The following is a 24,819-nucleotide window of genomic DNA, read 5'->3' as shown; positions in this document are numbered from 1 at the left end:
TCATCGAGCCGATCTGTTAAGGAGACGGTCATGAGCCGCGTTCTCGTTTGGCTGATCACCGCGACATCATTTCTCGCCCTATTACTGGTGCCGGCGCAGTCGGAGCCGAAATACGCTATTGCGATGCAGGGGGAGCCGGCTCTGCCGCCGGACTACACGCATTTTAGCTACGTCAATCCGGACGCGCCAAAGGGCGGCAGCATCACCTATTGCAGGGTCGGAAGCTTCGACAACCTCAATCCTTTTATCCTCAAGAGCCTGCGCACAACTGCCCGGGGCATGATTGACCAGGACTACGGCAACCTCGTCTTCGAGCCATTGATGCAGCGCAATTACGATGAGGCGTTCAGCCTTTATGGCCTGCTTGCCGACAGCGCGGACATAGACCCCGAGCGCAAGAGCATCGAATTCCATCTAAATCCGAAAGCCAAGTGGTCGGACGGCGAGCCGGTGACGCCGGAGGATGTGTTGTTCACTTACGATGTCTTCGCCGAGAAGGGGCGTCCACCCTATAGTGATCGCATGAGCATGATCGCTAGGCTCGAGAAGACTGGCGACCACAGTGTGCGCTTCACCTTCAACGACAAGGCTAACCGGGAATTTCCGCTAATCATCGCGCTGACGCCGATCATCCCGAAACATGCCTTCGACAAGGAGACTTTCGACAAGACGACGCTAAAGCCGTTGATCGGCAGCGGACCCTACACGGTCGACAAGGTACAGCCCGGCCAGCGCATCGTCTTCAAGCGCAACCCGGACTATTGGGGCAAGGACCTTCCATCCAAGCGCGGCTTCGACAATTACGATCAGATCACCATCGAATATTTTCTCAACGCCAATGCCAAAATTGAAGCTTTCAAAAAGGGCCTGTGCGCCATCGATGACGAAGGTGATCCGGTCAAACGCGAGCGCGACATCGATTTTCCGGCATTCCATAAGGGCGAGGTGATCGCCGAAACCTTCGACATCGGAATTCCGCCTGTCGTGACAGGTTTCCTGTTCAACACGCGGTTGCAGAAATTCTCGAACCCCGTGGTGCGGCGCGCGCTTGGGATGCTTTACGATTTCGAATGGGCCAACAAGAACCTTTATGGAGGCAGGTATAGCCGCACCATGAGTTTTTGGCAGAACTCCGAACTTTCCGCACTTGGCCATCCGGCTGACGATCGGGAGAAAGCACTGCTGGCACCCTACCCCGGCCGTGTGCCGGCCGATGTGATGGACGGTACCTGGCGGCCCCCGGTTACCGACGGTACGGGCAATGATCGCAAGGTGCTGAAAGTCGCCTTCGAAATGTTGAAAGATGCCGGCTACAAAGTGCAGGACGGAGTGATGCTCGATCCAGAGGGAAAACCCTTCGGTTTCGAAATCCTGACCGCCTCACAAGACGACGAGCGCCTTGCCGCCATCTATCAGCGCACGCTGGAGAAGATCGGCATCAACGTCAGCATTCGCAGCCTCGATGGCGATCAGATCCAATCGCGCAAGCAACGTTTCGATTTCGAGGTGCTGGTGGGGGCAAGTGGTTCGTCCAACTCGCTCTCGCCCGGTAGCGAGCAAATCGGACGCTGGGCATCTACGGAGGCTAAACGTGAGGGCTCCTTCAATCTCGCCGGTGTTGCTGATCCTGCCGTCGATATGGCGATCGACGCCATGCTGCGCGCCCGCTCGAAGGAGGATTATGTCGCGGCCGTCCGGGTTCTCGACCGGCTGCTGATCTCCGGCAACTACATCGTGCCAATGCAGTACAACACACAGCAGTGGCTTGCTTACTGGAATTATCTGGAACATCCGCGGAAGACGCCCATATTCGGTTATCAGCTGCCAAGCTGGTGGCGCAAGCCGAACTGAAAATCCGGAGATCGAGATGAGCCAAGCGAACGCCATAACCGTCGATGTGGTCTCCGACGTCGTCTGCCCCTGGTGCTTCATCGGCCAGAAGCGGCTGGACAGGGCGGTCGCCGCGGCTGGCGATGTGGACGTGCATATACGCTGGCGGCCATTCCAGCTCGATCCGACCATTCCGCCGCAAGGCAAGGATCGCCGGGAGTATATGCTGGCCAAGTTCGGCAGCGATGAGCGCATTCGCGAGATTCATGGCCGTATCGAACCGCTCGGCGAAGCAGAAGGCATTTCCTTTGCTTTCGATGCCATCAAGGTGGCGCCAAACACACTGGATGCGCACCGCCTGATCCGCTGGGCTGGCGCTGCCGGCGAAGCGGTACAGAACAGGCTGGTGCGTCGCCTCTTCCAGTTGAATTTCGAGGAAGGCGTCAACATCGGCGACCATGCCGTGTTGATCGAAGCCGCCCGCGAAGCCGGCATGGACGCGTCCGTGGTGGCTACACTCTTGCCGACCGACGCCGATGTCGAAGCTGTGCGCACCGAGATCGCCACAGCCTCGCGCATGGGCATAACGGGCGTGCCCTGTTTCCTGCTCGAAGGCAAATATGCCGTTATGGGCGCACAGGACGTCGACACCCTGGCTGATGCCATTCGCCAGGTCGCGGCGGCCAAGGCGCGCGGCGAGTTGGACGCAGTCGGCTGACGCCCTCCGGGCCAGGTTGTCACCCTCAAGCAAAGGACGGCCCATAGGGATCGGACAGCAGGCAATGCCTCGCACGGCGCGTTGGCGACTTGGCGAGTCGTCGGCATCTACCCGTTCGGCGACGGATTTCCGGCCCAATGGCGGTAACTTCAACATCCTCGATTCCGGCGCCATGGTCAGGCATGTGGTTCAAGGCGCGGTGAGGTGATCCACAAGCATGGCGCTCCGCCAACACGGTCGCGCGCCATTTCTCGGCTGCCGGCAAGGATGATGCCGGCAAGGAACCAGCCATTAAGGACGGCTGTTTCGGAAATTCTGGTGGGCCCGCAATGAAAAATCGGCTGGTCGGGCAAGCAAATGAGTCACGAATTCGTGTGAATGCCTTCCCCAAGGGAAAGTAGGCGCGCCCTGTCCTGTAATTTCCCAACTAACTGATATCATTATATTAAACAGCCTTTTTGTCAGCTTCGGCGCCACATTTGGAAGGGCGGCGCTGTTGCATTGCAGATACGCCCGGAACTTCAATCCCGCTGCCCCTCTACAAAAATTAATAGAAAATGATCAATTGGTGTTACCATCCGTAACAAAACAAAAAAGGTTTGGGCGGGATCGTGATTCGGATCGGAAGACGATCGCAAGAGTCAGTACCGGATGGACTACGCAGCGACGCCACGGGGCAGTCGCATTTGACGCCGGTATCCTCGATGCGCAGTTTCTGGGGGCTCATGCGAGCCTACTGGATTTCGGACCGGTGGAAGGAAGCCTGGACGCTGACGCTGGTGATAGCGCTGCTCACGGCTCTCTCCAGCAAGGCGGGTGTATGGTTCGCCGAAGCCTCCGGTGAACTGGTCAACTCGATCGCCTTCTTCCACGATGCCGCAAACACCACGCCGCTGCGGACGCTCTTGATCAATGCCGGCATTCTTGCCTTGCTGGTTGTGCTCAAGGATGCCGGCTTTACCGGGATCCGCAATCTTGTCTCGGTCACGCTGCACCGCAAATGGCGCGGTTGGCTCGACAGCCGCTTCAACGAGGCCCTGCTGGATGGCAACCACACCCATTTCCATGCCCAGCATGCTTCGCCAGGCGGCAGCACGCCCGCTCCCGACAACATTGACCAGCGCATCCAGGAATCGATCAAGGACATGACAGGCGGCGCCATCGGCCTCGCCATGGGCGTGCTCGGTGTCGCGACCTCACTCTATTTCGTCGGCCAGAAGCTGCTCGAAACTTCCGTCGAGGTGAAGGGGCTGGGGTTCCTAGGCAGTTATGGCAGCGCCGTCCTGGCCTTCCTGGCGGTCGCCACCTATGTGCCGCTGAACACATGGATCGCGGTCAAGCTCGGCGGCCTGCTCGAGCGCCTCAATGTCCGGATGCAGCAGGCCGAGGGCAGCTACCGCGGCGAACTGACCACCTTCCTGCGCCGCAGTTTCCACGTCGCGGCTTCCCATGGCGAAGGCGTGCAGAAGACCATGCATCGCCGGCTTTATGTCGATATCGACGGGACCTGGTCGCGGCTGAACGTCGTCAACACCGTCTATATGTCGTTCGAGCTGATCTACAATTTCATCGGCGCCCGCATCGTTGCCTATGGGCCCGGCCTCGTACCATTCATCCACAATGGTCTTGATCTCAAGGGCTACATAACCGGCTCCGAACTGGTCAATTCGCTGATCGGCCAATGCTCGTGGTTCATCCATGTCATGCCGGCCATAGCCACGCTGCGCGCCAACAGCCAACGTGTGACGGAACTCGCCAATGCGATCGAGAATGTTCAGTACCCGCAGGAGTTCTACAGCCAGAGCGGCCGTTGCGACTTCCACTATGCCTCCCAGAATCCGGTCTTCGGCCTGACCATCCAGAAACTCGAACTGGCGCATCAGGGTGAGGACGCGACCCCGTTCCTCAGTGCTGCCAACCTGCGCTTCCGTCGCGGCGAGTGGACGTTCCTGAAAGGCGAATCCGGTTGCGGCAAGACCTCGCTGATCAAGGCGATCAATGGTCTGTGGCCCTATGGTCGCGGCACCATCGTCTTCCCCGAAGGGGTGAAGAGCTTCTATGCCGCCCAGGAGGTCAAGCTGCAGCAGGTCTCGCTGAAACAGCTCGTTTGCCTACCTGGCTCCGAACACGATCATGGCGATGCGCAAGTGGCCGCGGCGCTGCACAAGGCTGGCCTTGGCGACTTCATCGAGCATATGGCCAATGAAAGCCGTGAGGGCAAAAGCTGGGATCAGGTGCTATCGGGCGGCCAGAAGCAGAAACTGGTGGTGGCCCGCATCATACTGCAACAGCCAGGACTGCTGTTCCTCGATGAAGCGACCGGTGCGCTCGACCCGGATGGCAAGATTGCCTTCCACCAGGCTATCAAGGACAATTGCCCCGACGTGACCGTGATCAGCGTCATGCACGAAGCCGTGGCGCCGAGATCTGTCGCCGGCACCGAGTTCTACCACAGCATGGTCTTGATCGCAGACGGCGTCGCCACCAAGAAGCCTCTGACTCCGGCGCTGCCGGTCGAACTCACCACAATTCTGGTTCAGCCACAGCCGGTCGAGGACAAATGGCTGCGCTTCTCGCGCCGGCTCAAGCAGAAATAACGATGAGTTCACCGCGACTTGCCGGACAATACGGCAGTCGGCGATCACAGTCTCGCGATGGGGGGCCATCAGGCACCGTTTTCCTTCCTCACCGCGATTGACTCGGCAAGGCGCGCTCCTATGTTGCGCCGGCTTGCTGATAGTCAAATCCGAACCCGCAAGCGGAAAGGTCACCGCGCCATGCCTGGCGACAGTATTAGTCGAACGCAACCGCCGTCCGCCCAGACGTGACCTGAATGGTTCATGTCCTGCCGGACGGCAAGGAGTGAGCCATGAACGATTTTTCTCCCGTAGCGGACGACGAGGCCGTCGCCATCGCCCGCATCCTTGCAAACGACCACGTCGCCGACGTCGTCGAGGCGCTCAACCATGAACCGCGCGAAACGGCGACGGATCTGCTTTGCGCCGTGCCTTTCGAGCGGCTGGTCGAAATATTCGATCAGCCTGAGCTCGAAGGCGCGCCCGAACTCGTGGAGGCCTTGCCCCGCCCCAAGGCAAGCAAGCTGCTCACCGCCATGTCGGTCGACCGGGCTGCCGACATCCTGCGCGAGCTCGACGAACCGGCTCGATCCGAGCTGCTCGGTGCGCTGGCTCCGCCCCTGCGCGCGACCCTTCTTTCCATTCTGGGCTATCCCGAAGGCAGCGCCGCATCGATCATGACGACCGAATTCGTCAGCGTTCCCTCGGATTGGACCGTTGGGCGCACGCTCGATTACATCCGCAAGGTCGAGCGGACGCGCGAGACCGTCTACGCGATCTACATCGTCGATCCGGAAACGCATCTCCTGGTGCGGTCGACCGGTTTGCGCCGGCTCATCACCGGTGAGCCGGACGACTCCATCATGTCCGTGGCGCCGGACCGCGTGCCGGTGACGGTCACCCCGCTGACCGATCGTGAAAATCTGGCGCAGACGATCTCGAAATACGATTTGCTCGCGGTCCCCGTCGTCGATCATGGCAAGATCCTCGGCATCGTCACGATCGACGACATCATCGACACGATGATCGAAGAGACGACGGAGGACGTGCATCGCTTCGGCGGCATGGAAGCACTTGACGAGCCCTACATGAAGATGAGCTTCCTCGCCATGATCCAGAAGCGCGGCGGCTGGCTCTGCGCCTTGTTCATCAGCGAGATGCTGACGGCCAACGCCATGCAAAGCTATGAGGGAGAGCTGGAAAAGGCGATCGTGCTGACGCTGTTCATTCCGCTGATCATGAGCTCCGGCGGCAATTCCGGCTCGCAGGCGACCTCGCTGGTCATCCGCGCGCTGGCGCTGCGTGAGATCGGGCTGCGCGACTGGTGGCGCGTCGCCTTGCGCGAACTGCCGACCGGACTGGTGCTCGGCTCGATGCTGGGGGTGGTCGGCATCTGCCGTATCGCACTCTGGCAGTATATGGGTTTTTACGATTACGGCCCGCATTGGCCGCTGATTGCAGCGACGGTCGGGGCGGCACTGGTCGGTATCGTCACCTTTGGCTCCCTGTCTGGGTCGATGCTGCCGTTCGCCCTGAAGAGGATCGGCTTCGACCCCGCCAGCGCATCGGCCCCGTTCGTCGCCACGCTGGTCGATGTCACCGGGCTGGTGATCTATTTCTCGGTGGCGCTGGTCATCTTGCGCGGCACGCTGCTGTAGCACGACAACTGTCTCCGCCGCCGGCAAGGCTGGCGGCGCGGCTGAAGAGAGCTTCGCTCCGTCGAGCGAAAAGGAGGCGCGCCGACAATGCGCTCCTCCTCGACGCCTGGTCGACGACCAGATGGATGCGGCCGCCAAAGTCACGAGCAAGCGGTGCTGGTTGCTTCCCTCTGACGGCAAGCGCTGGCGGCAGAAGAAAGATCAGACGCGCTGGCCGTCTTTCACGCGGTATGTCGGCTTGTACATGGTGACGAGTTCTTCCGCGGCGGTCGGGTGTACCGCCATGGTCCGGTCGAAATCATCCTTGGTCAGTCCTGCCTTCAGCGGAATGCCGAGCAGTTGCGCCATCTCTCCCGCATCCGGCCCCAATATGTGGGCGCCGAGCACTTTGCGCGAGGCGCCATCGACCACCAGCTTGATCAGCATCTTCTCGTCACGGCCCGACAGCGTATGGCGCATCGGCCGGAAGCTGGCGCGATAGATCTCGATCTCGGCGAAACGCTTGACGGCTTCGTCTTCCGACAGGCCCACAGTACCGATTTCCGGTTGCGAGAAGACGGCCGTGGCGATCGTGTCGTGGTCGGGCGCGGTCGGGTTGTCCTTGAATGCCGTCTCGACGAAGCACATCGCCTCGTGGATCGCCACCGGGGTCAGTTGCACGCGGTTGGTGACATCGCCGATCGCCCAGATGTTGTCGATATTGGTGCGGGAATAGTCATCAACCTTGATCGCACCGACCGCGGTCATCTCGAGGCCAATGCCTTCCAGGCCCATATTCTCGGTGTTGGGGACGCGCCCGATGGCCAGCATGACCTGGTCGACCGTTAGCACCTTGCCGCTGGTGAGAAGAGCGTCGAGCCGGCCGTCCGGCCGCTTGCGCACCCACTCTGTCACCGAATGGCACAGTATCCTTATCCCCTTTTTTTCCATCGTCTCGTGCAGCATGCGCCGCAGGTCCATGTCGAAGCGGCTGAGAATCTCCTTGCCGCGATAGACCAGCGTGGTGTCGACGCCGAGGCCGTGGAAGATGTTGGCGAACTCGACCGCGATATAACCGCCGCCTTCGATCATGATCGCCTTTGGCAACGCCGTGAGGTCGAAAGCCTCGTTGGAGAAGATGCAGTGCTCGTGGCCGGGCAGCGCCGGATGCGCCGCCGGGCGGCCGCCCGTGGCGATCAGAATCTGGTCGGCGGTGACGGTGCGGTCCTCGCCCAGAAGATGCACCACGTGCGGATCGACGATCATGGCCCGTGAATGGAAGGGCTCGCCGCCGGCGCCTTGCACATTCTTCTTGTAGATCGCTTCCAGCCGGCCGATCTCGCGATCCTTGTTGGCGACCAGCGTCTGCCAGTCGAAACTGGCTTCCGGCACTGTCCAGCCATAGCCGGCCGCGTCGGCAAAATGCTCCGGGAATTGCGAAGCATAGACATAGAGTTTCTTCGGCACACAGCCGCGAATGACACAGGTGCCGCCGAAACGGTATTCCTCGGCGATGCCGACGCGCTTGCCAAGTGCCGCGGCGACGCGCGCCGCCCGCACCCCGCCCGAGCCGCCGCCGATAACGAAGAGATCGTAGTCATAACCGGCCATAGACGGCTCCTTGAACGTCGGAAAACGTCAGTGACAGGTAGGCCGCAAACGGCCAAAAGAAAAGCCCGGGCAAGCCGGGCTTCACAGACGGCGGCGGAGGCCGCATTTGAAAACGCAAGGTCAGTTCTGCGTGTCGTCGGCAGGAGCAGCCGAACCGTCGGCGGGTGCCGCACCATCTGCCGGGGCTGCATTGTCGGCAGGTGCGGCTCCATCTGCAGGCGCGGGCGCGGCTGGTGCCTTGGCCTTGGCAGCCGCTGCCAGGGTCTCGCCGACCTGCTGGGCGAGATCGCGGGCGAGGCCGTTTTGCCAGATGTCGGCAGCCTTGACCAAATCACGCGTCACGGTCGGGCCGCTGTCGAGCAGCTTCTTGCCGGACTCGGAACTGTAGAAGGCCGCGATATCATTGAGTTCCTTTTCGGAAAACACCTTCGCATAGGCAAGAGCCGCTTCCTTCTCGAGGTCGGCGCGGCGCGAGGCGAGTGCCATCGCCTTCTCGTTGACCGTCTTGCCGATCAGTTCCTGCATATCCGGATTCTTCTGGATGAGCTGCGATTCGAGGGCGGCCGCCGCTTGCGGCAGGATGTTGTCGAAGGAGTCGGTCGCATGGATCGCCGCGACTGCTGCCCGGGCAGCCTTCAGGTGCGATTCCGTGACATCCTGCGAAAACGCCGGTGAGGAGAAGGCCAAGACGGCCGAAGCCGCCAGAACGGCGCAAAGGCCGCGAACCCGGTTATGCAACATCATGGTCGGTAGAACTCCCTGGTTTTCGGGCGGCATGGACGGTTTGGATGCCGTCGCCGCCGGCGATGATGGCCGCTGACGCCAGCCCGATGAAAAGACCATGCTCGACCACGCCCGGAATGGCGTGGAGAGCATTCGAAAGCGCTCTTGTATCCGGAATGCGGCCAAAAGATGCATCGAGGATAAAATGGCCGCCGTCTGTAACAAAAGGCTGGCCTCCCGTCATCCTCAATGTAACCGGACCGGAAAGGCCCAGATTTCCAGCCGTGGCGGCCACCGCGATCTCGGTGGCGCGCAGGCCGAACTGGTTGACTTCGATAGGCAGGGGAAACCGGCCGAGCGTCTCGACCATTTTCGATCGGTCGGCAATCACGATCATGCGCCGCGAGGCCGCGGCCACGATTTTCTCACGCAACAGCGCGCCGCCACCGCCCTTGATCAAGGTCAGTTCCGGGTCGACCTCGTCGGCGCCGTCGACGGTGAGATCGAGCTCGGGCGTCTCCTCGAGCGTCGACAATGGCACGCCAAGCTCGCGGCACAGCAAAGCGGCGCGCTCCGAAGTCGGTACACCTGTTATCGCCATTCCGGTGGCGACCTTGTCGGCAAGCAGCCGAACGAACTCCTCGGCTGTGGTGCCGGTGCCAATGCCGAGCCGCATGCCGTCCGTGACATGGGCAAGGGCCGCCCGCGCGGCCTCGACCTTCAATTGCCTCGCATCCATGCGCTTTGCTGCCCCGGAACCTGATGCATGCCGCCCAAAAGTGATCTCGGTTTTGGGAAAGCGACATGCATAAAACAAAGAACCAAAGCGCGCCGCATGGCACGTTCGACGCCACGCGCTTTGGTGTTTTGGGCTCCTAGCATTTTTGCAGGCGCGGTCAAAGCCCTTGGCGGCTGTCCACCGGTCTGCTTGCCTTGACGCGTCGCAGCCGCTATCGCCTGCCGATGTACAACCCTGCGCAGGATGGATCATGAGTCGCCCGATCATCGTGTTCGATCTCGACGGAACGCTGATTGACACGGCGCCGGACCTGCTCGACAGCCTCAACCACAGCCTGGCCGCCAGCGAACTCGCGGCCGTCGATGAAGCCGGCTTCAGGCGCTTTGTCGGCCATGGCGGCCGCGTCATGATAGAGCGGGCACACGCCGCGCAGCGGCGATCGCTTGATGTCGCGGAGCATGACCGGCTCCTGAAACTGTTCCTTGATCACTACACCGACAACATTCCCGGCAAATCCCGTCCCTACCCCGGTGTCATCGATGCGATCGCACGCTTCGAGAACGCAGGCTATCTGCTGGCCATCTGCACCAACAAATACGAAGCCAATTCGCGTGCATTGATCGAGGCGCTCGGCTTGACCAGACATTTCGCGGCAATCGCCGGACAGGATACGTTCGCGTTCCGCAAACCCGACCCGCGCCATCTGACCGAAACCATTCGGCTGGCGGGCGGCGATCCACACCGCGCCCTGATGGTCGGCGATTCGCAAACCGATATCGACACCGCCAAGGCCGCCGGCATTCCCGTCGTCGCCGTCGATTTCGGCTACACCGACCGTCATGTGCGCGAATTCGAACCCTCGGCGGTAATCTCGCATTTCGACGCGCTGACGCTCGATCTGTCGCAAAGGCTGATCGCTGCCGCAGGGCACTGAACGGATAGGTCTCGGCACTCACCAGGACTGACCCGAAAGAGCGAAAAAACCGATCCCTGTGAGAACGCCAGACACCGCCTTGACTTAACCGGCTGCCCTCCCTTATATCGCGGCTCGCTTGGCCTTCGGGCAACGAGCGGGCGATTAGCTCAGCGGGAGAGCACACCCTTCACACGGGTGGGGTCGCAGGTTCAATCCCTGCATCGCCCACCATTTTTCCCAAATGGTTATCCGGCTCTATCTTCGCGCCGAAGCGAGACAAATTGCAGCCTGCGCGGCCATAGCCAGGCGCGTACCGCATCCGTCTGGAACCAACCACAACCCCAGCGAGTTTCCTTCCGTCGAAACTTGAGGGAAAACCATGTCCAGATTTCTTCTGGCGACCAGCGTCGCCGTCCTTCTCGCTGCCGCTCCGGCTCTGGCCGCGGATGAAAAGCCGCTGCCGCCAGCCAATGCCAAGAAACTGTCGGAGATCATCGCCAAGGTCGAGCAGCGCGATGGGTTTCGGTACGTGAAGGAAGTCGACTGGGACAGTGGCGCCTACACCGTCACCTATTACACCTCGGACAAGGCCAAGGTCGAAATCACCTACGATCCGGTGACGGCCGAGCCCAAATAGGGCCGCCTGCAGATATCCTCGGATTGGATGAATATGCCCGGTTTTCGGGGCGCCCATGGTAGGTGTGCCCGGACGCGCCGCGAAATGTCCATCCTTGGAATATGATGCCGGCCTTTCCGCCGGCCCAGACGCCGGCTTCCGGGGCCTGCGGTCGGAGCGATAGTGCATGCCGCTCAAAAGTGCGCAGCGGTTTTGGGACGACATGCACAAAACAAGGACTCAAAGCGCAATACGCTTTGATCAGCTCGAGGGCGAGCGCACCGCCTCGGTCGCGTCCAGGGCCTGCTTCAGCCGGGAATCGCGGTCGTAGACATCGTTGAAATACTCGACCTTGCCGGACATGTCGGGCCAGGCGGTGAAGTAGGCGACATAGACCGGAATCTTGCGCGTCACATCCTCGGTCGAGTGCCCGTGCTTCAGCTTCTCGGCGATATAGTCGACCGAGGTGCCAAGCACCGCCGCCGCCATGCCGCGCGGATCCTGCAGGCGCACGCAGCCATGGCTGAGGGCGCGCATATCCTGCTTGAAGAACGATTTCTGCGGCGTGTCGTGCATGTAGATCGCATGCTTGTTGGGGAACAGGATCTTCAGTTCACCCAGCGCGTTGGCCTCGCTCGGCTGCTGGCGCACATTGTAGGGAATGTTCGCGCCATAAGCGCCCCAGTCGACCGCCGAGGACGGAATGTGCTTGCCGCGCGCATCGGTCACCTCATAGCCGGCGCGGTCGAGGTAGCCGGGATCGCTGCGCAACCTGGGCAGCATTTCGTTGACGATGATCGACTGCGGCACACCCCAATAGGGATGGAAGTCGACCTGCTTGATCTGGTCGTAGAAGAATGCCGTCTGGTTGGTGACCCGGCCGACGACGGCACGTGTCTTCAGCTCCTCTTCGCCATTGTCGATGTAGCTGGCGGTGAACGCTGGCTGGTTGATGAAGACGCGCGGGCTGCCGAGATCGGACGGCAGCCAGCGCAGTTCTTCCAGCGCCACCTGCACCTTGAGCAATCTGTCGGCCTTCGACGTGCCCGCCAGCAACGCGACGGTACGCGGACCGATAACGCCGTCGCCCTTCATGCCCTTCTTCTGCTGCACCGCCTTGATCAGCGGCACCAGTTCGGGAACGTAGACCTCGCTGGTCGCCAGTCGCGACAGCAGCTCTCCATAGGTGCCGCCCATCTCGTCATCGAGATTGCGCGCGATCAGCGACAGCAGCTTCGGCAGCTCGGGGCTGGTTTCGCCCGGCTTCAGCAGCAGCTTTGGATCGACGACGATCTCGTTTTCCTCACTTGCCTGCAGGGACTCCAGTTCGACACGTAGCGCCTGATATTCGGCATTCTGCGGATGCCGCGATTCCAGGTACGTGCGAACTTCCTGCGTATGCGCCAGCGTCTTCAGCACGCCGACCATGTCGAGCGGCTTGGCCGGGAAATCATAGTAGCCGGTCATCCGGTTGGGTTCGACACGGCCGCTCTGGGCGTCATGCGCGTAGCGCAATACGCGCGCCGACAGCGCCATCTCGAAGCGGAGGAGTTCCTTCAACTTGGCCGCGTCATCCGCAGAGGACGAACTCGCGGCAGGCACGTCGACAGTATAGTCGGCGGGCGTGAGGCCGTAGCTTGCAGCCTCGCCGAGCACCCGCACCGCATCCTGGGCGCGGTTGTTGGGGCCGGTTCCACTCACCCAGATGAAGTCCGGGTTGGCCGAATAGTACGCGATCAGCGCCTTGGCGACGTCGGGTTCGGCATAGAGTTCGTAGTCGCCGAGACCGGCAACGGCATCGTGAAAAGCGGCCTCCGTGGTGGATGAAACGAACGCGGCATCCTGCGGCATCGCGGGCTGCGGCGCTGGGGACAGTTTCGAGAAGTCGACGCGCACCAGCTTGTCGGCCCTGTATGTGTAGTAGGACGGGCTGCTGATTTTTACCCCGCCATCGCCGCCGCCCCCCGGCGCTTTCGGCTTGTGCTTCGGCGGCGGCGGAAACTCGACCTGCGGCTGGTGCTTTATGCCGCCGCCGAACAGCATCTCGAAGAGCCCTTGCGCGCCTGCCTGAGGCGCGCCGAAAGCAAGCGTCGCCGTCATCGCCATCAGCGACAACACGGTTGCTTTGTTACCAAGGACTTTCATGAATCACCCGCTCCGGCCGCAACCGGTTCCCGTTCCGCACGCTAAACCGTCTCGCTCACCGCATGGCGGATGTAAGGCGCGACTATACCGATTCATACCGATTTCGTTAAGCTTTCATAAATTTCGGCGGGGTTGTTGCAGAACGGTTTCACAACGTCGTGACGGCCGGAGCGGAGGTGTTTCCGCTCCAGCCGCGGGATCCAGGCGCCTTCACACTTCGTGCACCGCCCTGCTGGCGGCCGAGGCCGGGGCGATGGCCGCGTGGAAGGCGATGGCTGGCAACCAACGCCGCGTGACAAACGCTGGCTGTTGTGCTCGAAATTCGAACCTGCCAGCAAGAGAGGGACGACCGTGAAAAAAGGGTATCGCGAACTGCTCGATGAGGCGAACGCCGAGATCGAAGTGGTTTCGCCGGAGGAGGCGGCAGGATTGCTCGAGGACGAAGGCACCATCTTCGTCGACCTGCGCGACCCTCGCGAGATCGAACGCGACGGCAGGATCCCTGGCGCCAAGCATGTCACCCGTGGCATGCTGGAATTCTGGATCGATCCGGAAAGTCCCTACCACAAGCCGTTCTTCGCGTCGGGGAAAAGCTTCGTCTTTTTCTGCGCCGGCGGCTGGCGCTCCGCACTGGCCACCAAGACCGCGCAGGACATGGGGCTCACGCCGGTCAAGCATATTCTAGGCGGTTACACCGCCTGGAAGGCGGCTGGACTGCCTGTGGAGCCTGGCGAAAAGAAGAAATAATCCGAGGCTGCTCAGTGGAGCCGCGACGGCCCCTGGGCCACGAAGGCGACGGCGTGTTCAACCACGTCCTTATCCGCAAGAATGCGGCGATGGCCGAGCCCTTCGACCCACTGGAGCCGCACATGGCCGCCGGCACCGGCATAACGTCTTGCATGCTCGGCAGGCACCTCGCGGTCGTCAGGCGCGTGGATGACCAGGGTCGGCACGGGCGCCTGGGCGAGCTGGCGGTCACCGGTGAATTCATGCAGGGGCCGGCCGGAAAGGTTTTCGACACGGTCCGCCATGGCAACCTGCGAGCGGGGGCCGACATTGAGCATGCGGCTGAAGTCGGCGAAGATCGCCGGCAAGGAGCTTGGTGCCGCGATCAGCACAAGACGTCCGGCCGCCAGCGGCTGGATGTTCTTGACGGACCCGGCAATGGCATTGGCGGCGATGGCACCGCCGAAGGAATGACCGACCGCCGCGGCAAAGGGGCCAAACCACTCGCCGGCGACCCGCACCGCGTCCACCGCGTTGACCATGTTCAGTCTGCGGCCCTGCGACTGGCCGTGGCCAGGCAGGTCAAGCGAAACCACCCTGTAGCCGGCCGCGCGATAGCCCTCGATCAATGCACGCATATATTCGGTGCGCGATCGCCAGCCGTGGACGACAAGCACCGTGCCGGCGGCAGCCCTGCCCGGCTCCGGCCGGAATTCATGCACCATCACGCAACCGGTCGCGGTCTTCAGCCGATGATGGCGCGCTTGCGTCATGAACCCGGCAGCCCGGTCGATGGCGCGGCGCTCGCCGTCGGTGAGCGCCCTGGTGCTTGGCGTACGGCAGAACAGTTCGAAAGCCGCGCGCCCGGTGATACGCGGCGCGATATGTTCGGCCGCACCAAACACACCTCGGATGACCTTCAGCCCGAATGATGCCATAGTGAGAATCCATCCATACGTTCAAGCATGAACATAATAGTTCAAAGATGAACAATAGACAAGAGCTACCCTGGGACAACCCGCGTTTTCGCAACTGGGTCGCGGTGGCGCGCGCCTGTCATGTGCTGGAGCGCACGCTGGCGGCGAAACTCGCGCCGCTCGACCTGAAGCCGGCGCAGCTCGACGTGCTGATGAACCTTTACCGCCATCCCGGCATGTCGCAGCACGACCTTGCCCGCAAGCTGCTCGTCGGCCGCTCCAACATCACAATGCTGTTGCCGCAACTGGAGACACGTGGCTTGCTACGCCGCGAGGGCGATGAGAAGGACAAGCGCATCCTGCGCCTAGCCCTGACCGAAGCCGGCGAAGCGCTGCTGATGCAGGCGCTGAAAGTGCATATGGCGCTGATCGAAAAGGCGATGAGCCAGTCGACGCCGGAACAATGCGACATGATCGGCGAGCAGATGCGCAAGATAACCGAGGTGCTGAAGGAAGCCTGACCATCTCTTGGCCACGCATCCACTTACCACATCGATTTTTTCGCCCGCTCCGGCCACTCCTTGTCATAGGTTTCGCCGTCGATATTCCTGCGGCTGGTGATTTCCAGGATCTGTCCGGGCGTCGGCAGCGACTTCGGGTCGACATGCCTGGCCGGGTTCCACAATTCCGACCGCACGATGGCGCGGGCGCACTGGAAGTAGACCGCATCGACATCGATGACGGTCACCGAGCGCGCCGGCTTGCCGTCGACGGTGAATGACGCGCAAAGTGCTGCGTCGGTGGTGATATGCGCCCGGCCGTTGATGCGCAGCGTCGTACCGGAGCCCGGCACCAGGAACAGCAGGCCGACGCGCTGATCCCTAATGATGTTCCTCAGCGAATCCGCACGGTTGTTGCCGCGCCGGTCCGGCATCATCAGCGTTTTCGTATCAACGATACGCACGAAGCCGGCGAGATCGCCGCGTGGCGAGCAGTCCAGCCCCTCCGGCCCACTGGTCGAGAGGGCAACGAATGGCGAGGCGTTGATGAAGGCGGCGTATTCCGGGATGACATGGTCGAGTTCCTTGACCAGCGAGGCTTCGCCGGGCAGTCCGTAGAGCGCCTCCAACTGCTCGACCGACGTGATGACCGACATCTTCTTCCCTCCCGCGAACCTTTGCCGGCGCTACGCCACGTCCATGACGATTTGACGACAGCCGGTCGCCGAAGTTGAATCTCCGGCGCGCAGATCAGCGGTCCCGGCTCAAGCCCTTTTCCGCAAGTTCGGCAAGGTAAGCACTCCAGCGCTCGTCCTTCTCGTGCCCGAGCGTGTGCAGGTAGTTCCAGGTGAAGATGCCTGTGTCATGGAAATCGTCGAAAGTGATGCGCACCGCATAGTTGCCGACCGGCTCGATCTTCAGGATGGCCACATTGCGCTTGCCGGGGACCGTCACGCGCTGATCCGGTGAATGGCCCTGCACCTCCGCCGATGGCGATGCCACACGCAGGAGTTCCGCCGGCAGTTCGAACGGTTGATGGCCGGGAAACGTCACGGTGAGCAGCTTGCGGTCCTTGGAGACTCTCAGTTCTTTTGGCGCCGTCATGATCGGTCCTGCTTGAATTGCCCCTTCCCTACGCTGCTTCGTGCCGTGTGAAAAGGCTTGGAGGGTGCCGACGCGCGATGTCGGTCGGGGAATGTTACCAAAGATCAAGGCCGGCTATCTTGAATGGCGGGTTGGATCGTATCACATAGCCATATATAACGACGGCGGTAACGGCCACGGAACGTTCGAACATGGACATGATCGACCCCTTCGGTCGCACGATCAGTTATCTCAGAGTGTCGGTCACCGACCGCTGCGATTTTCGTTGCACCTATTGCATGGCCGAGGACATGGCCTTCCTGCCAAAGAAGGACCTGCTGTCGCTGGAAGAGCTGGACCGGCTCTGCACTGTGTTCATCGAAAAGGGCGTCAAAAGGCTGCGCCTCACTGGCGGCGAGCCGCTGGTGCGCAAGAACATCATGCATCTGGTGCGTCAGCTGTCGCGTCATCTTGACAGCGGCGCGCTGGAAGAACTGACGCTGACTACCAACGGCTCGCAACTGTCGCGCTTCGCCGCTGAGCTTGCCGATTGCGGCGTCAAGCGCATCAACGTCTCGCTCGACACGCTCGACGCCGACAAGTTCCACCAGATCACCCGCTGGGGTCATCTCGGCAAGGTCATGGAGGGGATCGACGCCGCTCAGGCGGCCGGGCTGAAAGTCAAGCTCAACGCCGTTGCGCTGAAGGATTTCAACGACGCCGAACTGCCTGACATGATGCGCTGGGCGCATGGCCGTGGCATGGACCTGACCGTCATCGAGACCATGCCGATGGGCGAGATCGACGCCGACCGCACCGACCAGTACCTGCCGCTGTCGCTGCTGCGCGCTTCGCTGGAGCGCGAATTCACGCTGACCGATATTCCCTTCAAGACCGGCGGCCCCGCCCGCTACGTCCAAGTCGCCGAGACCGGCGGAAAACTCGGCTTCATCACGCCGATGACCCATAATTTCTGCGAAAGCTGCAACCGTGTCAGACTGACCTGCACGGGCACGCTCTATATGTGCCTCGGCCAGGAAGACGCGGCCGACCTGCGCGCGTCGTTGCGCGCATCCGAGGGCAATGAACTTGTCGCCGACGCAATAGACGAAGCCATCGGACGCAAGCCGAAAGGCCATGATTTCATCATCGACCGCCGCACCAGCCGCCCATCGGTGTCACGGCATATGAGCGTGACGGGCGGCTGACCCTAGCCGCCGATTTGTGCAAGGATCGCCTTTCGGTCATCGGCTTTGGGGCAATGCATGCGGCGGCTTTCCTCAATTATGGCGGGTTTCGCGGCAATTACAGTAGGCAGCGCAACTGCCGCCCCCTTCACCTATGTGAACGAGCGCTTCGGCACGGTCTGCACCTTTCCCGACGACATATTCACCGATCGTCAGCCCGAGCCGGAAAATGGCGACGGGCAGGTATGGCTGAGCGCGGACGGCGCCAGCTTGACGTGCTCCGGCATTCTCAACATCGACAATGACACGCCGAAGGGTTTCATTGCGGCCGAGAAAGCCAGCAAGAAGCAAAGCTACACAATCGCCTACAGCAAGACCGGCAAGGACTGGGCGGTGCTGTCGGGCCGGAAGGATGGTAAGATCTTTTATGAGCGGCGGCTGTTCGGCCGCGATGGGTCATCCGCACAGTCTGGATCGACTATCCACCGGCCCTGAACTCGAAATATGACCCGATAGTCGGTGCCATTGCCAGCAGTCTCAAGGGCCATGAACGCTGCCGAGACCAAGAGCATTTTAGCCACACCGCAAACAAATTTTTGTTCGCGAATGTCCGTCTGATTTACCAGCGGTGTTTTCCCGCCTAGCGTCGCTCTTGTAGCGGTTATCGCTCTTGGGGGATTACATGAGACGCCAAATTCTTGTTTCGTTCGCAATGCTCGGCCTCGCCGCCCTGCCGGCGGCTGCCCAGTCGATCGGTGGGACCTACACCGTCGCCGGCACCAATTTCGACGGCTCGTCCTATGGCGGCGAAGCCACCATCACGCTCACCAGCGGGACCACCTGCACCATCCATTGGGAGACCGGCGGTTCTTCTTCCGACGGCATCTGCATGCGCAACGACAATGCATTCTCCGCCGGCTATGTCATGGACAAGGATATCGGCCTCGTCGTCTACAAGGTCGAGGAGGATGGCTCGCTGCATGGCCTGTGGACGATCGCCGGTAAGGAAGGTAACGGCACCGAGGTGCTGACGCCGAAGAAATAGCATCGTCGTGGCCGGACAGCTTGCGGGAGGCGAAGCCGCCTCCCGACCACGGCCAATCCAGAATATGATTCCATGCCGGCGATCGTGGATGCCCCTGTCCTGGTACAGTCCTTTGCCGTTGCTCTTTCCTGGCGAACTGTTACAGGCTGCTGCCAAAGCAACCGGTAGATGTCTTGCCTCTTTCTCCAAATCTTCGCGGCGCGTTGTTCATGATGGTGGCGATGGTTGGCTTCACGCTCAGCGACGCCATCACCAAATATTCTTCGCAATCGATGAACATGGCGCAGGTCATGCTGATCAGAGGCGCATTCGCCTCGCTTTTCGTCGGCCTGCTGGCCTGGCAACGGGGCGCGCTTTCGCAGCCGCGTCTGATGCTGCAGCCGCTGGTGGCAATCCGCGTGCTTGGCGAAGCGGGCGCCACCGTGTCGTTTCTCGTGGCGCTCGCCCATCTGCCGATCGGCAGCGTTTCGGCCGTTCTTCAGGCGCTGCCGCTGGCGGTGACGATGGGTGCCGCGCTATTCTTCGGCGAAGCGGTCGGCTGGCGACGCTGGCTGGCGATCGCCACGGGGTTTGCCGGCGTGCTGGTCATCGTGCGGCCGGGTTTCGATGGCTTCAGCGTCTATTCCCTTGTGGCGCTGGCCAGCGTCGCATGCTGCACCGTGCGCGATCTCGCCACCAAGCGCATTCCTCAAACCGTGCCGACGATGCTGGTCTCGACCGCCACCGCACTCGCAATGACCGTCGTCGGCGCGGTGCTGCTGTCGCCGATGGGCGGGTGGACGCCGATGACCGGCAAAAGCACGGCGCTGCTGGCGCTGGCGGCCGTACTTGTGCTCATCGGCTATCAATTCATCATCATGGCGATGCGTTCGGGCGAAATCTCCTTCATCGCGCCATTCCGCTATACGGCGCTCCTCTGGTCCATCCTGCTGGGCATGATCGTCTTCGGCGACATACCGGACATGCCGATGACCGCCGGCGCTACAATCGTCGTCGGCTCGGGCCTCTATGCGCTTTATCGTGAGCGGGTGGTCGGCCGGCGAAGGATCGTCGCTGAAAGCACGGGACCGGCCATGGCGCCGGATGGAATCTAGCCCTCGAAGTTGCTTGCGATTTCCGGCGGCTGGCGTACAGGCTGGGTGGCATGAAGCGAGATGTCGCGGGGATCATTCTGGCTGGCGGCCAATCGAGGCGGATGGGAGGCGGCGACAAGAGCCTGTTGCCGCTTGGCAGTGGCCGCGTGCTTGATCATGTCCTGTCGCGCTTTGGTCCGCAGATGGAAAGCCTGGTGCTGAGCGCCAATGGCGACCCGGCGCGCTTTGCCCGGTTCGGACTGCCGGTGCTTGCCGACACGGTCGAAGGCTTTGCCGGACCGCTTGCCGGAATCCTCGCTGGCCTTGAATGGGCGGTTGCCAGCACGCCCTGCAAGGCGATCGTCACCGCTGCCGGCGATACACCTTTCCTGCCGCTCGATCTCGTCGATCGCCTGGCCGCGGCAGCCGGTAAGTATCCCGGGAAGATCGCCGTCGCCTCTTCGGCCGGCCGGCGACACCCGACCTTCGCGCTGTGGCCGACCGGATGCCGCGACGCCTTGCGGCATTTCCTGGTCGATGAGGACAACCGGCGGGTTTCGGCTTTTGTCGAGCGGCACGGCCATGTCGAGGTGGCCTTTCCGGTCCTCCAATCCGCCGGCCAGCCGCTCGACCCTTTCTTCAACATCAATGTACCGGACGACCTTGCCCATGCCGTGCGTCTGTTGCAGAACATGATGTCATGAACAGACGCGTCTTCGGCATCACCGGCTGGAAAAACTCCGGCAAGACCACACTGACCGAAAAGCTGGTCGCCGAGCTTGTGCGGCGCGGCTGGAAGGTCTCGACGGTCAAGCATGCCCATCATGATTTCGACATCGACAAGCCCGGCGCGGACAGCTTCCGCCATCGGCAGGCCGGCGCCACCGAGGTGGCGATCGTGTCCGGCAATCGCTGGGCGCTGATGCACGAATTGCGTGGCGAGAATGAACCTTCCTTGACCGATATTCTGGCACGGCTTGCCCCATGCGACATCGTGCTGGTCGAAGGCTACAAGCGCGAATCCCACTGCAAGATCGAAACTAGGCGACTGGAAGCGAAGGACCGGACGCCGCTTTCGGCGGGTGATCCCAATGTTATCGCGGTCGCCGCGGATTTCGTCGTTGCGGACAAGAGCCTGCCGGTATTCGACCTCGATGACGTAAAATCGATAGTCGACTTCATCGAACGCACGACCGGTCTCGTTGCTTCAGATGTAACGTAACGGCAGAACCTCATGACCGATTTGGGTGGTTTTGCAGTTGCTTTTTTCTTGGAAAGAATGGGAGTATCGCTTCAGCGGGCGGTCAAAAGCACCGCCCCACAGAGCCGTTTCGGAACGACGGCCGGGACCATAAAGAGAGGACTATCATGCGTATTGCACTGCGTATCGCGCTCGCCGCATCGGCTGCGCTGCTGACGCTCGGCGTAGCCCAGGCCCAGGAAAAGACCCTGAGGATCGGCACCGAAGGCGCCTACCCTCCATTCAACAATCTCACCGCTGATGGCCAACTCGTCGGCTTCGACATCGACATCGCCAAAGCGCTTTGCGATGAAATGAAGGTCAAGTGCACCTTCGTCGCCCAGGATTGGGACGGTATCATCCCGGCGCTTCAGGCCGGCAAGTTCGATGCCATCGTCGCCTCGATGTCGATCACCCCGGAGCGCCAGCAGAAGGTCGACTTCTCGCACAAATACTACAACACGCCATCGGCGCTCGCAGTGCCGAAGGACAGCACGTTGAAAGGCGTGACCAAGGAAGACCTCGCCGGCAAGACGATCGGCGTCGCCACCACGACCACGCACTTCAACTATGCCTCGAAGACCTACACCGACAGCACCGTCAAGGGCTATCCGAGCAGCCCCGAGGAGCAGGCCGATCTCGCCAATGGACGCCTTGACGCCATCGAGGACGACATCGTGGTCCTGCAGCAATGGCTGGATTCGCCTGACGGCGCCTGCTGCAAGATCCTCGGTCAACCGAAGCCGCAACCTGTCGAGATTTTTGGACCGGGCGCCGGCATTGCTGTACGCAAGGGCGAGACCGACCTGGTCAACAAGCTCAATGCCGCCATCGACGCCATCCGCGCCAATGGAAAATACAAGGAAATCAACGACAAGTATTTCAAGTTCGACGTCTACGGCGCCGAGTCCTGATAATTGCGCTGAGGGCGGTGAGGAATTTCTCGCCGCCTTTCACTCATCCCGGGATCGCCACGGAGACAAGACCCGTAAATGCCGGCCCAAAGCATTTGGACACTTCTCAGTTGGGGCCCCGATGGCTGGAGTGACGATATTGCCTATGGCGCGATGGTCACCATCGCGCTCGCCCTTGCAACACTGCCGATCGGCCTGACGATCGGCTTTTTCGTCGCCTGGGCCAAGCAGTCCGAAGAACCGTCGCTGCGGCTGGCGGCCAACATATACACCACCGTGTTTCGCGGCCTGCCGGAATTGGTGACGCTGTTCCTGTTCTTCTTCGGCATGCCCATCTTGCTGCAATACATCATCCGCTTCTTCAAGCCCGAGGCGACGATCGATGTGGACAGCTTCGTCGCCGGCATGATCGTGCTTTCGTTGATCTTTTCGTCCTATGCCAGCGAGGTATTCCTTTCGGCCTTTCGCGCCATTCCAAAGGGCCAGTATGAGGGTGGCTATGCGATCGGGCTGTCGAAGTGGCTGACCATGCGCAAGGTGATCTTGCCCCAGTTGCTGCGCATCGCCTTCCCCGGTCTCGAGAATTGCTGGCTGAGCCTGCTCAAGGACACCGCCCTGGTTTCTGTGGTCAACCTCGCCGAGACCTTGCGCAACGCCGGCGTGGCGGCGCGCGTCACCAAGCATTCGTTCCTCTTCTATAGCTTCGCCGCGCTGGTCTTCCTCGTCCTGGCGATCCTGTCGTCGATCGCCACCGGGTTTATCTTGCGCTCGCTGGGGCGGAGGGAGACGCGATGAGCATCACGGAAGCGATCGCGGTCGAACGGCCTCCACCGCCGGCTCGCGGCTGGCCGCGCACCCGCATCGTGGGATATGCGCTTGTCGGCCTGTGGATTCTCTTCGGCCTCGGTATCGTTGCGTATCTTTTCTATTCCTGGAACGGCGAATTCTTCGCCAGGTATGCGCCGGCCTATCTGCAAGGGCTGGGAACCACGCTGGCGCTCGTGTCGATTTCGATGGTGGTCGGCGCGATCCTTTCATTGCCCCTCACCTATGGCCGCATGTCGAAGAACCGGATCCTGTCCGGCATCGCCTACTGTTACGTCTATTTCTTCCGCGGCACGCCGCTGCTCGTACAGGTCTATCTGGTCTATTACGGCGTGGGCTCTTTCCGGGTGCAGCTCGAATCCGTCGGACTGTGGTGGTTCTTCCGCGACGCCTTCAACTGCGGTGTGTTTGCCTTCGCGCTCAACACCGCCGCCTACCAGGCCGAAATCCTGCGCGGTGCCATCGAAAGCGTGCCCAGGGGCCAGTGGGAGGGCGCCGCCTCGCTTGGTCTGCACAAGCTGCAGACATTGCGCAAGGTCATCCTGCCACAGGCGATCATCGTGGCGTTGCGACCCTACGGCAATGAACTGGTTCTGATGATCAAGGCCTCGGCCATCGTCGCCATCATCACAGTCTACGACCTGATGGGCAACGCGAAGCTCGCCTACGCCAAATCCTTCGACTTCCAGGCCTATGTCTGGGTCGCCATCGTCTATCTGGTGATGGTCGAGATCCTGCGCCACGGGGTCGAATGGATCGAACGGCGGATCACGGTCCACCTACACCGCTGATGCGTGCGACGCCACGCGTTTAAGCGATCTGTCATCAGTCTGCACCAGTCGATGCGGTGGCGCGCGCCTTGACGAATTCGCCGCATGGCCTAGAGCTTCCGCAACTGAAATCTCTATTCCGTCGGAAGGAAAAAGCATGGCATCGGTGGCATTTCTCGGTCTTGGCGTCATGGGCTACCCCATGGCCGGGCACCTGAAAAACAAGGGCGGCCACGACGTCATCGTCTACAACCGCACCCGCGCGAAAGCCGAACAATGGGTCGCTCAACATGGCGGCAGCTTTGCCGCGACACCGGCGCAGGCTGCCGAGGGCAAAGATTTCGTCTTCTCCTGTGTCGGCAATGATGACGATCTGCGGTCGGTGACGACTGGTCCCGAAGGCGCCTTCAAGGCGATGAAGAAAGGCTCCATCTTCATCGACAACACGACGGCTTCGGCAGAAGTCGCGCGCGAACTGGCACAAGCCGCGCAATCGAGCGGATTCTCATTTCTCGACGCGCCGGTTTCCGGCGGCCAGGCTGGTGCCGAGAACGGCGTGCTGACGGTCATGGTCGGTGGCGACCAGGCTGCCTTCGACAAGGCCAGGCCGGTCATCGACGCCTACGCCCGTATGGTCGGACTGATGGGGTCGGCAGGCGCCGGCCAGCTCACCAAGATGATCAACCAGATCTGCATCGCCGGGCTGGTGCAGGGACTGTCGGAAGGCATCCATTTCGGCAAGAAGGCCGGTCTCGACATCGAGAAGGTGATCGAGGTGATCTCCAAGGGCGCGGCCGGCTCCTGGCAGATGGAGAACCGGCACAAGACCATGAATGCCGGTAAATACGATTTCGGTTTCGCCGTCGACTGGATGCGCAAGGACCTCGGCATCTGCCTGGCGGAAGCCGACCGCAACGGCGCCAAGCTGCCGGTGACCGCGCTTGTCGACCAGTTCTACAAGGACGTGCAGGCCATGGGCGGCAAGCGTTGGGACACGTCCTCGCTGCTGGCGCGGCTGGAGAAGTAGG

Annotated in this window: 25 protein-coding genes and 1 tRNA gene; 19 read left to right on the top strand and 7 right to left on the bottom strand. The window is 61.5% G+C overall.

The genetic code is table 11. The features are described from left to right. Positions 1-30 precede the first annotated feature (30 nt). The 4 genes from FJ548_RS07140 (at position 31) to mgtE (ending at position 6,782) form a co-directional block, all read left to right on the top strand. Positions 31-1,851, top strand: coding sequence for an extracellular solute-binding protein (locus FJ548_RS07140; protein WP_140607080.1), 1,821 nt, complete (start codon positions 31-33; stop codon positions 1,849-1,851). 16 nt (positions 1,852-1,867) lie between these two features. Further along, complete coding sequence (locus FJ548_RS07135; RefSeq protein ID WP_140777510.1) at positions 1,868-2,548, top strand: DsbA family protein; 681 nt, start codon at positions 1,868-1,870, stop codon at positions 2,546-2,548. 704 nt (positions 2,549-3,252) lie between these two features. Then, complete coding sequence (locus FJ548_RS07130) at positions 3,253-5,145, top strand: ABC transporter ATP-binding protein/permease (protein ID WP_181168729.1); 1,893 nt, start codon at positions 3,253-3,255, stop codon at positions 5,143-5,145. Between the two features lie 272 nt (positions 5,146-5,417). Continuing rightward, on the top strand, positions 5,418-6,782 hold the full coding sequence (gene mgtE / locus FJ548_RS07125) for a magnesium transporter (RefSeq protein WP_140777508.1): 1,365 nt from the start codon (positions 5,418-5,420) through the stop codon (positions 6,780-6,782). 201 nt (positions 6,783-6,983) lie between these two features. Here the strand turns inward: mgtE and gor are convergent, their stop codons facing one another. The 3 genes from gor to rpiA all read right to left on the bottom strand — a co-directional run bounded on the left by gor (position 6,984) and on the right by rpiA (position 9,834). Further along, on the bottom strand, positions 6,984-8,372 hold the full coding sequence (gene gor, locus FJ548_RS07120; RefSeq protein ID WP_140698457.1) for a glutathione-disulfide reductase: 1,389 nt from the start codon (positions 8,370-8,372) through the stop codon (positions 6,984-6,986). A 120-nt stretch (positions 8,373-8,492) separates the two neighbouring features. Next, complete coding sequence (locus tag FJ548_RS07115; RefSeq protein ID WP_140777507.1) at positions 8,493-9,116, bottom strand: DUF2059 domain-containing protein; 624 nt, start codon at positions 9,114-9,116, stop codon at positions 8,493-8,495. Further along, the gene (gene rpiA, locus FJ548_RS07110) at positions 9,103-9,834 is read right to left on the bottom strand and encodes a ribose-5-phosphate isomerase RpiA (protein WP_140777506.1); all 732 of its coding nucleotides are present in this window, start codon (positions 9,832-9,834) and stop codon (positions 9,103-9,105) included. The genes FJ548_RS07115 and rpiA overlap by 14 nt, the downstream gene beginning before the upstream one ends. Positions 9,835-10,084: 250 nt before the next feature. On the opposite strand from rpiA, the gene FJ548_RS07105 reads away from it, so the two are divergent. From FJ548_RS07105 to FJ548_RS07095, 3 genes are all read left to right on the top strand, one after another. Then, positions 10,085-10,768 (top strand): phosphoglycolate phosphatase, encoded by a 684-nt coding sequence (locus FJ548_RS07105; protein WP_140777505.1) that lies wholly within the window; start codon positions 10,085-10,087, stop codon positions 10,766-10,768. 138 nt (positions 10,769-10,906) lie between these two features. Further along, positions 10,907-10,981, top strand: a tRNA-Val gene (locus FJ548_RS07100). Between the two features lie 148 nt (positions 10,982-11,129). Beyond that, positions 11,130-11,387, top strand: a complete 258-nt coding sequence (locus tag FJ548_RS07095; protein ID WP_140606924.1) for a PepSY domain-containing protein — start codon at positions 11,130-11,132, stop codon at positions 11,385-11,387. 240 nt (positions 11,388-11,627) lie between these two features. Here the strand turns inward: FJ548_RS07095 and FJ548_RS07090 are convergent, their stop codons facing one another. Beyond that, the gene (locus FJ548_RS07090) at positions 11,628-13,511 is read right to left on the bottom strand and encodes a murein L,D-transpeptidase (RefSeq protein WP_140777504.1); all 1,884 of its coding nucleotides are present in this window, start codon (positions 13,509-13,511) and stop codon (positions 11,628-11,630) included. Between the two features lie 351 nt (positions 13,512-13,862). Between FJ548_RS07090 and FJ548_RS07085 the strand changes: the two genes are divergently transcribed. Beyond that, on the top strand, positions 13,863-14,258 hold the full coding sequence (locus FJ548_RS07085; protein ID WP_140777503.1) for a rhodanese-like domain-containing protein: 396 nt from the start codon (positions 13,863-13,865) through the stop codon (positions 14,256-14,258). Between the two features lie 11 nt (positions 14,259-14,269). Here the strand turns inward: FJ548_RS07085 and FJ548_RS07080 are convergent, their stop codons facing one another. After that, a complete protein-coding gene (locus FJ548_RS07080; RefSeq protein ID WP_140777502.1) occupies positions 14,270-15,175 on the bottom strand; it encodes an alpha/beta hydrolase in 906 nt (301 codons plus the stop codon). 47 nt (positions 15,176-15,222) lie between these two features. Here FJ548_RS07080 and FJ548_RS07075 point away from each other — a divergent pair, with 47 nt between their 5' ends. Next, positions 15,223-15,675: a MarR family transcriptional regulator gene (locus tag FJ548_RS07075; protein WP_140760249.1), complete on the top strand. Its 453-nt coding sequence runs from the start codon at positions 15,223-15,225 to the stop codon at positions 15,673-15,675. A gap of 23 nt (positions 15,676-15,698) precedes the next feature. Here the strand turns inward: FJ548_RS07075 and FJ548_RS07070 are convergent, their stop codons facing one another. Both FJ548_RS07070 and FJ548_RS07065 read right to left on the bottom strand, forming a co-directional pair. Then, on the bottom strand, positions 15,699-16,310 hold the full coding sequence (locus FJ548_RS07070; RefSeq protein WP_140760247.1) for a pyridoxamine 5'-phosphate oxidase family protein: 612 nt from the start codon (positions 16,308-16,310) through the stop codon (positions 15,699-15,701). Between the two features lie 94 nt (positions 16,311-16,404). Then, complete coding sequence (locus FJ548_RS07065) at positions 16,405-16,758, bottom strand: DUF971 domain-containing protein (protein WP_140760244.1); 354 nt, start codon at positions 16,756-16,758, stop codon at positions 16,405-16,407. A 191-nt stretch (positions 16,759-16,949) separates the two neighbouring features. Between FJ548_RS07065 and moaA the strand changes: the two genes are divergently transcribed. The 10 genes from moaA (at position 16,950) to FJ548_RS07015 (ending at position 24,818) form a co-directional block, all read left to right on the top strand. Further along, complete coding sequence (moaA, locus tag FJ548_RS07060) at positions 16,950-17,945, top strand: GTP 3',8-cyclase MoaA (protein WP_140777501.1); 996 nt, start codon at positions 16,950-16,952, stop codon at positions 17,943-17,945. A 57-nt stretch (positions 17,946-18,002) separates the two neighbouring features. Beyond that, complete coding sequence (locus tag FJ548_RS07055) at positions 18,003-18,419, top strand: hypothetical protein (protein ID WP_246678574.1); 417 nt, start codon at positions 18,003-18,005, stop codon at positions 18,417-18,419. Between the two features lie 187 nt (positions 18,420-18,606). Beyond that, positions 18,607-18,969 (top strand): hypothetical protein, encoded by a 363-nt coding sequence (locus FJ548_RS07050; protein ID WP_140606933.1) that lies wholly within the window; start codon positions 18,607-18,609, stop codon positions 18,967-18,969. Between the two features lie 173 nt (positions 18,970-19,142). Next, complete coding sequence (locus FJ548_RS07045; RefSeq protein ID WP_140777500.1) at positions 19,143-20,063, top strand: DMT family transporter; 921 nt, start codon at positions 19,143-19,145, stop codon at positions 20,061-20,063. A gap of 50 nt (positions 20,064-20,113) precedes the next feature. Beyond that, complete coding sequence (mobA, locus tag FJ548_RS07040) at positions 20,114-20,746, top strand: molybdenum cofactor guanylyltransferase MobA (protein WP_140777499.1); 633 nt, start codon at positions 20,114-20,116, stop codon at positions 20,744-20,746. Further along, the gene (gene mobB, locus FJ548_RS07035; RefSeq protein ID WP_140777498.1) at positions 20,743-21,264 is read left to right on the top strand and encodes a molybdopterin-guanine dinucleotide biosynthesis protein B; all 522 of its coding nucleotides are present in this window, start codon (positions 20,743-20,745) and stop codon (positions 21,262-21,264) included. The genes mobA and mobB overlap by 4 nt, the downstream gene beginning before the upstream one ends. A gap of 146 nt (positions 21,265-21,410) precedes the next feature. Then, the gene (locus FJ548_RS07030; protein ID WP_140606937.1) at positions 21,411-22,196 is read left to right on the top strand and encodes an ABC transporter substrate-binding protein; all 786 of its coding nucleotides are present in this window, start codon (positions 21,411-21,413) and stop codon (positions 22,194-22,196) included. A gap of 78 nt (positions 22,197-22,274) precedes the next feature. Next, positions 22,275-22,991, top strand: coding sequence for an ABC transporter permease (locus FJ548_RS07025; RefSeq protein ID WP_140777497.1), 717 nt, complete (start codon positions 22,275-22,277; stop codon positions 22,989-22,991). After that, the gene (locus tag FJ548_RS07020; protein ID WP_140777496.1) at positions 22,988-23,812 is read left to right on the top strand and encodes an ABC transporter permease; all 825 of its coding nucleotides are present in this window, start codon (positions 22,988-22,990) and stop codon (positions 23,810-23,812) included. The genes FJ548_RS07025 and FJ548_RS07020 overlap by 4 nt, the downstream gene beginning before the upstream one ends. A gap of 136 nt (positions 23,813-23,948) precedes the next feature. Continuing rightward, on the top strand, positions 23,949-24,818 hold the full coding sequence (locus FJ548_RS07015; protein ID WP_140777495.1) for an NAD(P)-dependent oxidoreductase: 870 nt from the start codon (positions 23,949-23,951) through the stop codon (positions 24,816-24,818). Position 24,819: the final 1 nt, after the last annotated feature.

The sequence above is a fragment of the Mesorhizobium sp. B2-4-17 genome, assembly GCF_006441275.1.
In the GTDB taxonomy this organism is placed as follows: domain Bacteria; phylum Pseudomonadota; class Alphaproteobacteria; order Rhizobiales; family Rhizobiaceae; genus Mesorhizobium.
Note: the sequence above shows the minus strand (reverse complement) of the source record. Positions and strands in the feature narration are given on the sequence as shown.

What these genes read in the sequence shown, in the direction of transcription:
- FJ548_RS07070 (WP_140760247.1), bottom strand. Translation starts at nt 16,310, where the DNA reads ATGTCGGTCATCACGTCGGTCGAGCAGTTGGAGGCGCTCTACGGACTG.
- FJ548_RS07090 (WP_140777504.1), bottom strand. Translation starts at nt 13,511, where the DNA reads ATGAAAGTCCTTGGTAACAAAGCAACCGTGTTGTCGCTGATGGCGATG.
- FJ548_RS07030 (WP_140606937.1), top strand. Translation starts at nt 21,411, where the DNA reads ATGCGTATTGCACTGCGTATCGCGCTCGCCGCATCGGCTGCGCTGCTG.
- FJ548_RS07095 (WP_140606924.1), top strand. Translation starts at nt 11,130, where the DNA reads ATGTCCAGATTTCTTCTGGCGACCAGCGTCGCCGTCCTTCTCGCTGCC.
- FJ548_RS07050 (WP_140606933.1), top strand. Translation starts at nt 18,607, where the DNA reads ATGAGACGCCAAATTCTTGTTTCGTTCGCAATGCTCGGCCTCGCCGCC.
- mobA (WP_140777499.1), top strand. Translation starts at nt 20,114, where the DNA reads ATGAAGCGAGATGTCGCGGGGATCATTCTGGCTGGCGGCCAATCGAGG.
- gor (WP_140698457.1), bottom strand. Translation starts at nt 8,372, where the DNA reads ATGGCCGGTTATGACTACGATCTCTTCGTTATCGGCGGCGGCTCGGGC.
- FJ548_RS07115 (WP_140777507.1), bottom strand. Translation starts at nt 9,116, where the DNA reads ATGATGTTGCATAACCGGGTTCGCGGCCTTTGCGCCGTTCTGGCGGCT.
- FJ548_RS07055 (WP_246678574.1), top strand. Translation starts at nt 18,003, where the DNA reads ATGCGGCGGCTTTCCTCAATTATGGCGGGTTTCGCGGCAATTACAGTA.
- moaA (WP_140777501.1), top strand. Translation starts at nt 16,950, where the DNA reads ATGGACATGATCGACCCCTTCGGTCGCACGATCAGTTATCTCAGAGTG.
- FJ548_RS07075 (WP_140760249.1), top strand. Translation starts at nt 15,223, where the DNA reads ATGAACAATAGACAAGAGCTACCCTGGGACAACCCGCGTTTTCGCAAC.
- FJ548_RS07025 (WP_140777497.1), top strand. Translation starts at nt 22,275, where the DNA reads ATGCCGGCCCAAAGCATTTGGACACTTCTCAGTTGGGGCCCCGATGGC.
- FJ548_RS07135 (WP_140777510.1), top strand. Translation starts at nt 1,868, where the DNA reads ATGAGCCAAGCGAACGCCATAACCGTCGATGTGGTCTCCGACGTCGTC.
- rpiA (WP_140777506.1), bottom strand. Translation starts at nt 9,834, where the DNA reads ATGGATGCGAGGCAATTGAAGGTCGAGGCCGCGCGGGCGGCCCTTGCC.
- mobB (WP_140777498.1), top strand. Translation starts at nt 20,743, where the DNA reads ATGAACAGACGCGTCTTCGGCATCACCGGCTGGAAAAACTCCGGCAAG.
- FJ548_RS07015 (WP_140777495.1), top strand. Translation starts at nt 23,949, where the DNA reads ATGGCATCGGTGGCATTTCTCGGTCTTGGCGTCATGGGCTACCCCATG.
- FJ548_RS07105 (WP_140777505.1), top strand. Translation starts at nt 10,085, where the DNA reads ATGAGTCGCCCGATCATCGTGTTCGATCTCGACGGAACGCTGATTGAC.
- FJ548_RS07065 (WP_140760244.1), bottom strand. Translation starts at nt 16,758, where the DNA reads ATGACGGCGCCAAAAGAACTGAGAGTCTCCAAGGACCGCAAGCTGCTC.
- FJ548_RS07080 (WP_140777502.1), bottom strand. Translation starts at nt 15,175, where the DNA reads ATGGCATCATTCGGGCTGAAGGTCATCCGAGGTGTGTTTGGTGCGGCC.
- FJ548_RS07140 (WP_140607080.1), top strand. Translation starts at nt 31, where the DNA reads ATGAGCCGCGTTCTCGTTTGGCTGATCACCGCGACATCATTTCTCGCC.
- mgtE (WP_140777508.1), top strand. Translation starts at nt 5,418, where the DNA reads ATGAACGATTTTTCTCCCGTAGCGGACGACGAGGCCGTCGCCATCGCC.
- FJ548_RS07130 (WP_181168729.1), top strand. Translation starts at nt 3,253, where the DNA reads ATGCGCAGTTTCTGGGGGCTCATGCGAGCCTACTGGATTTCGGACCGG.
- FJ548_RS07020 (WP_140777496.1), top strand. Translation starts at nt 22,988, where the DNA reads ATGAGCATCACGGAAGCGATCGCGGTCGAACGGCCTCCACCGCCGGCT.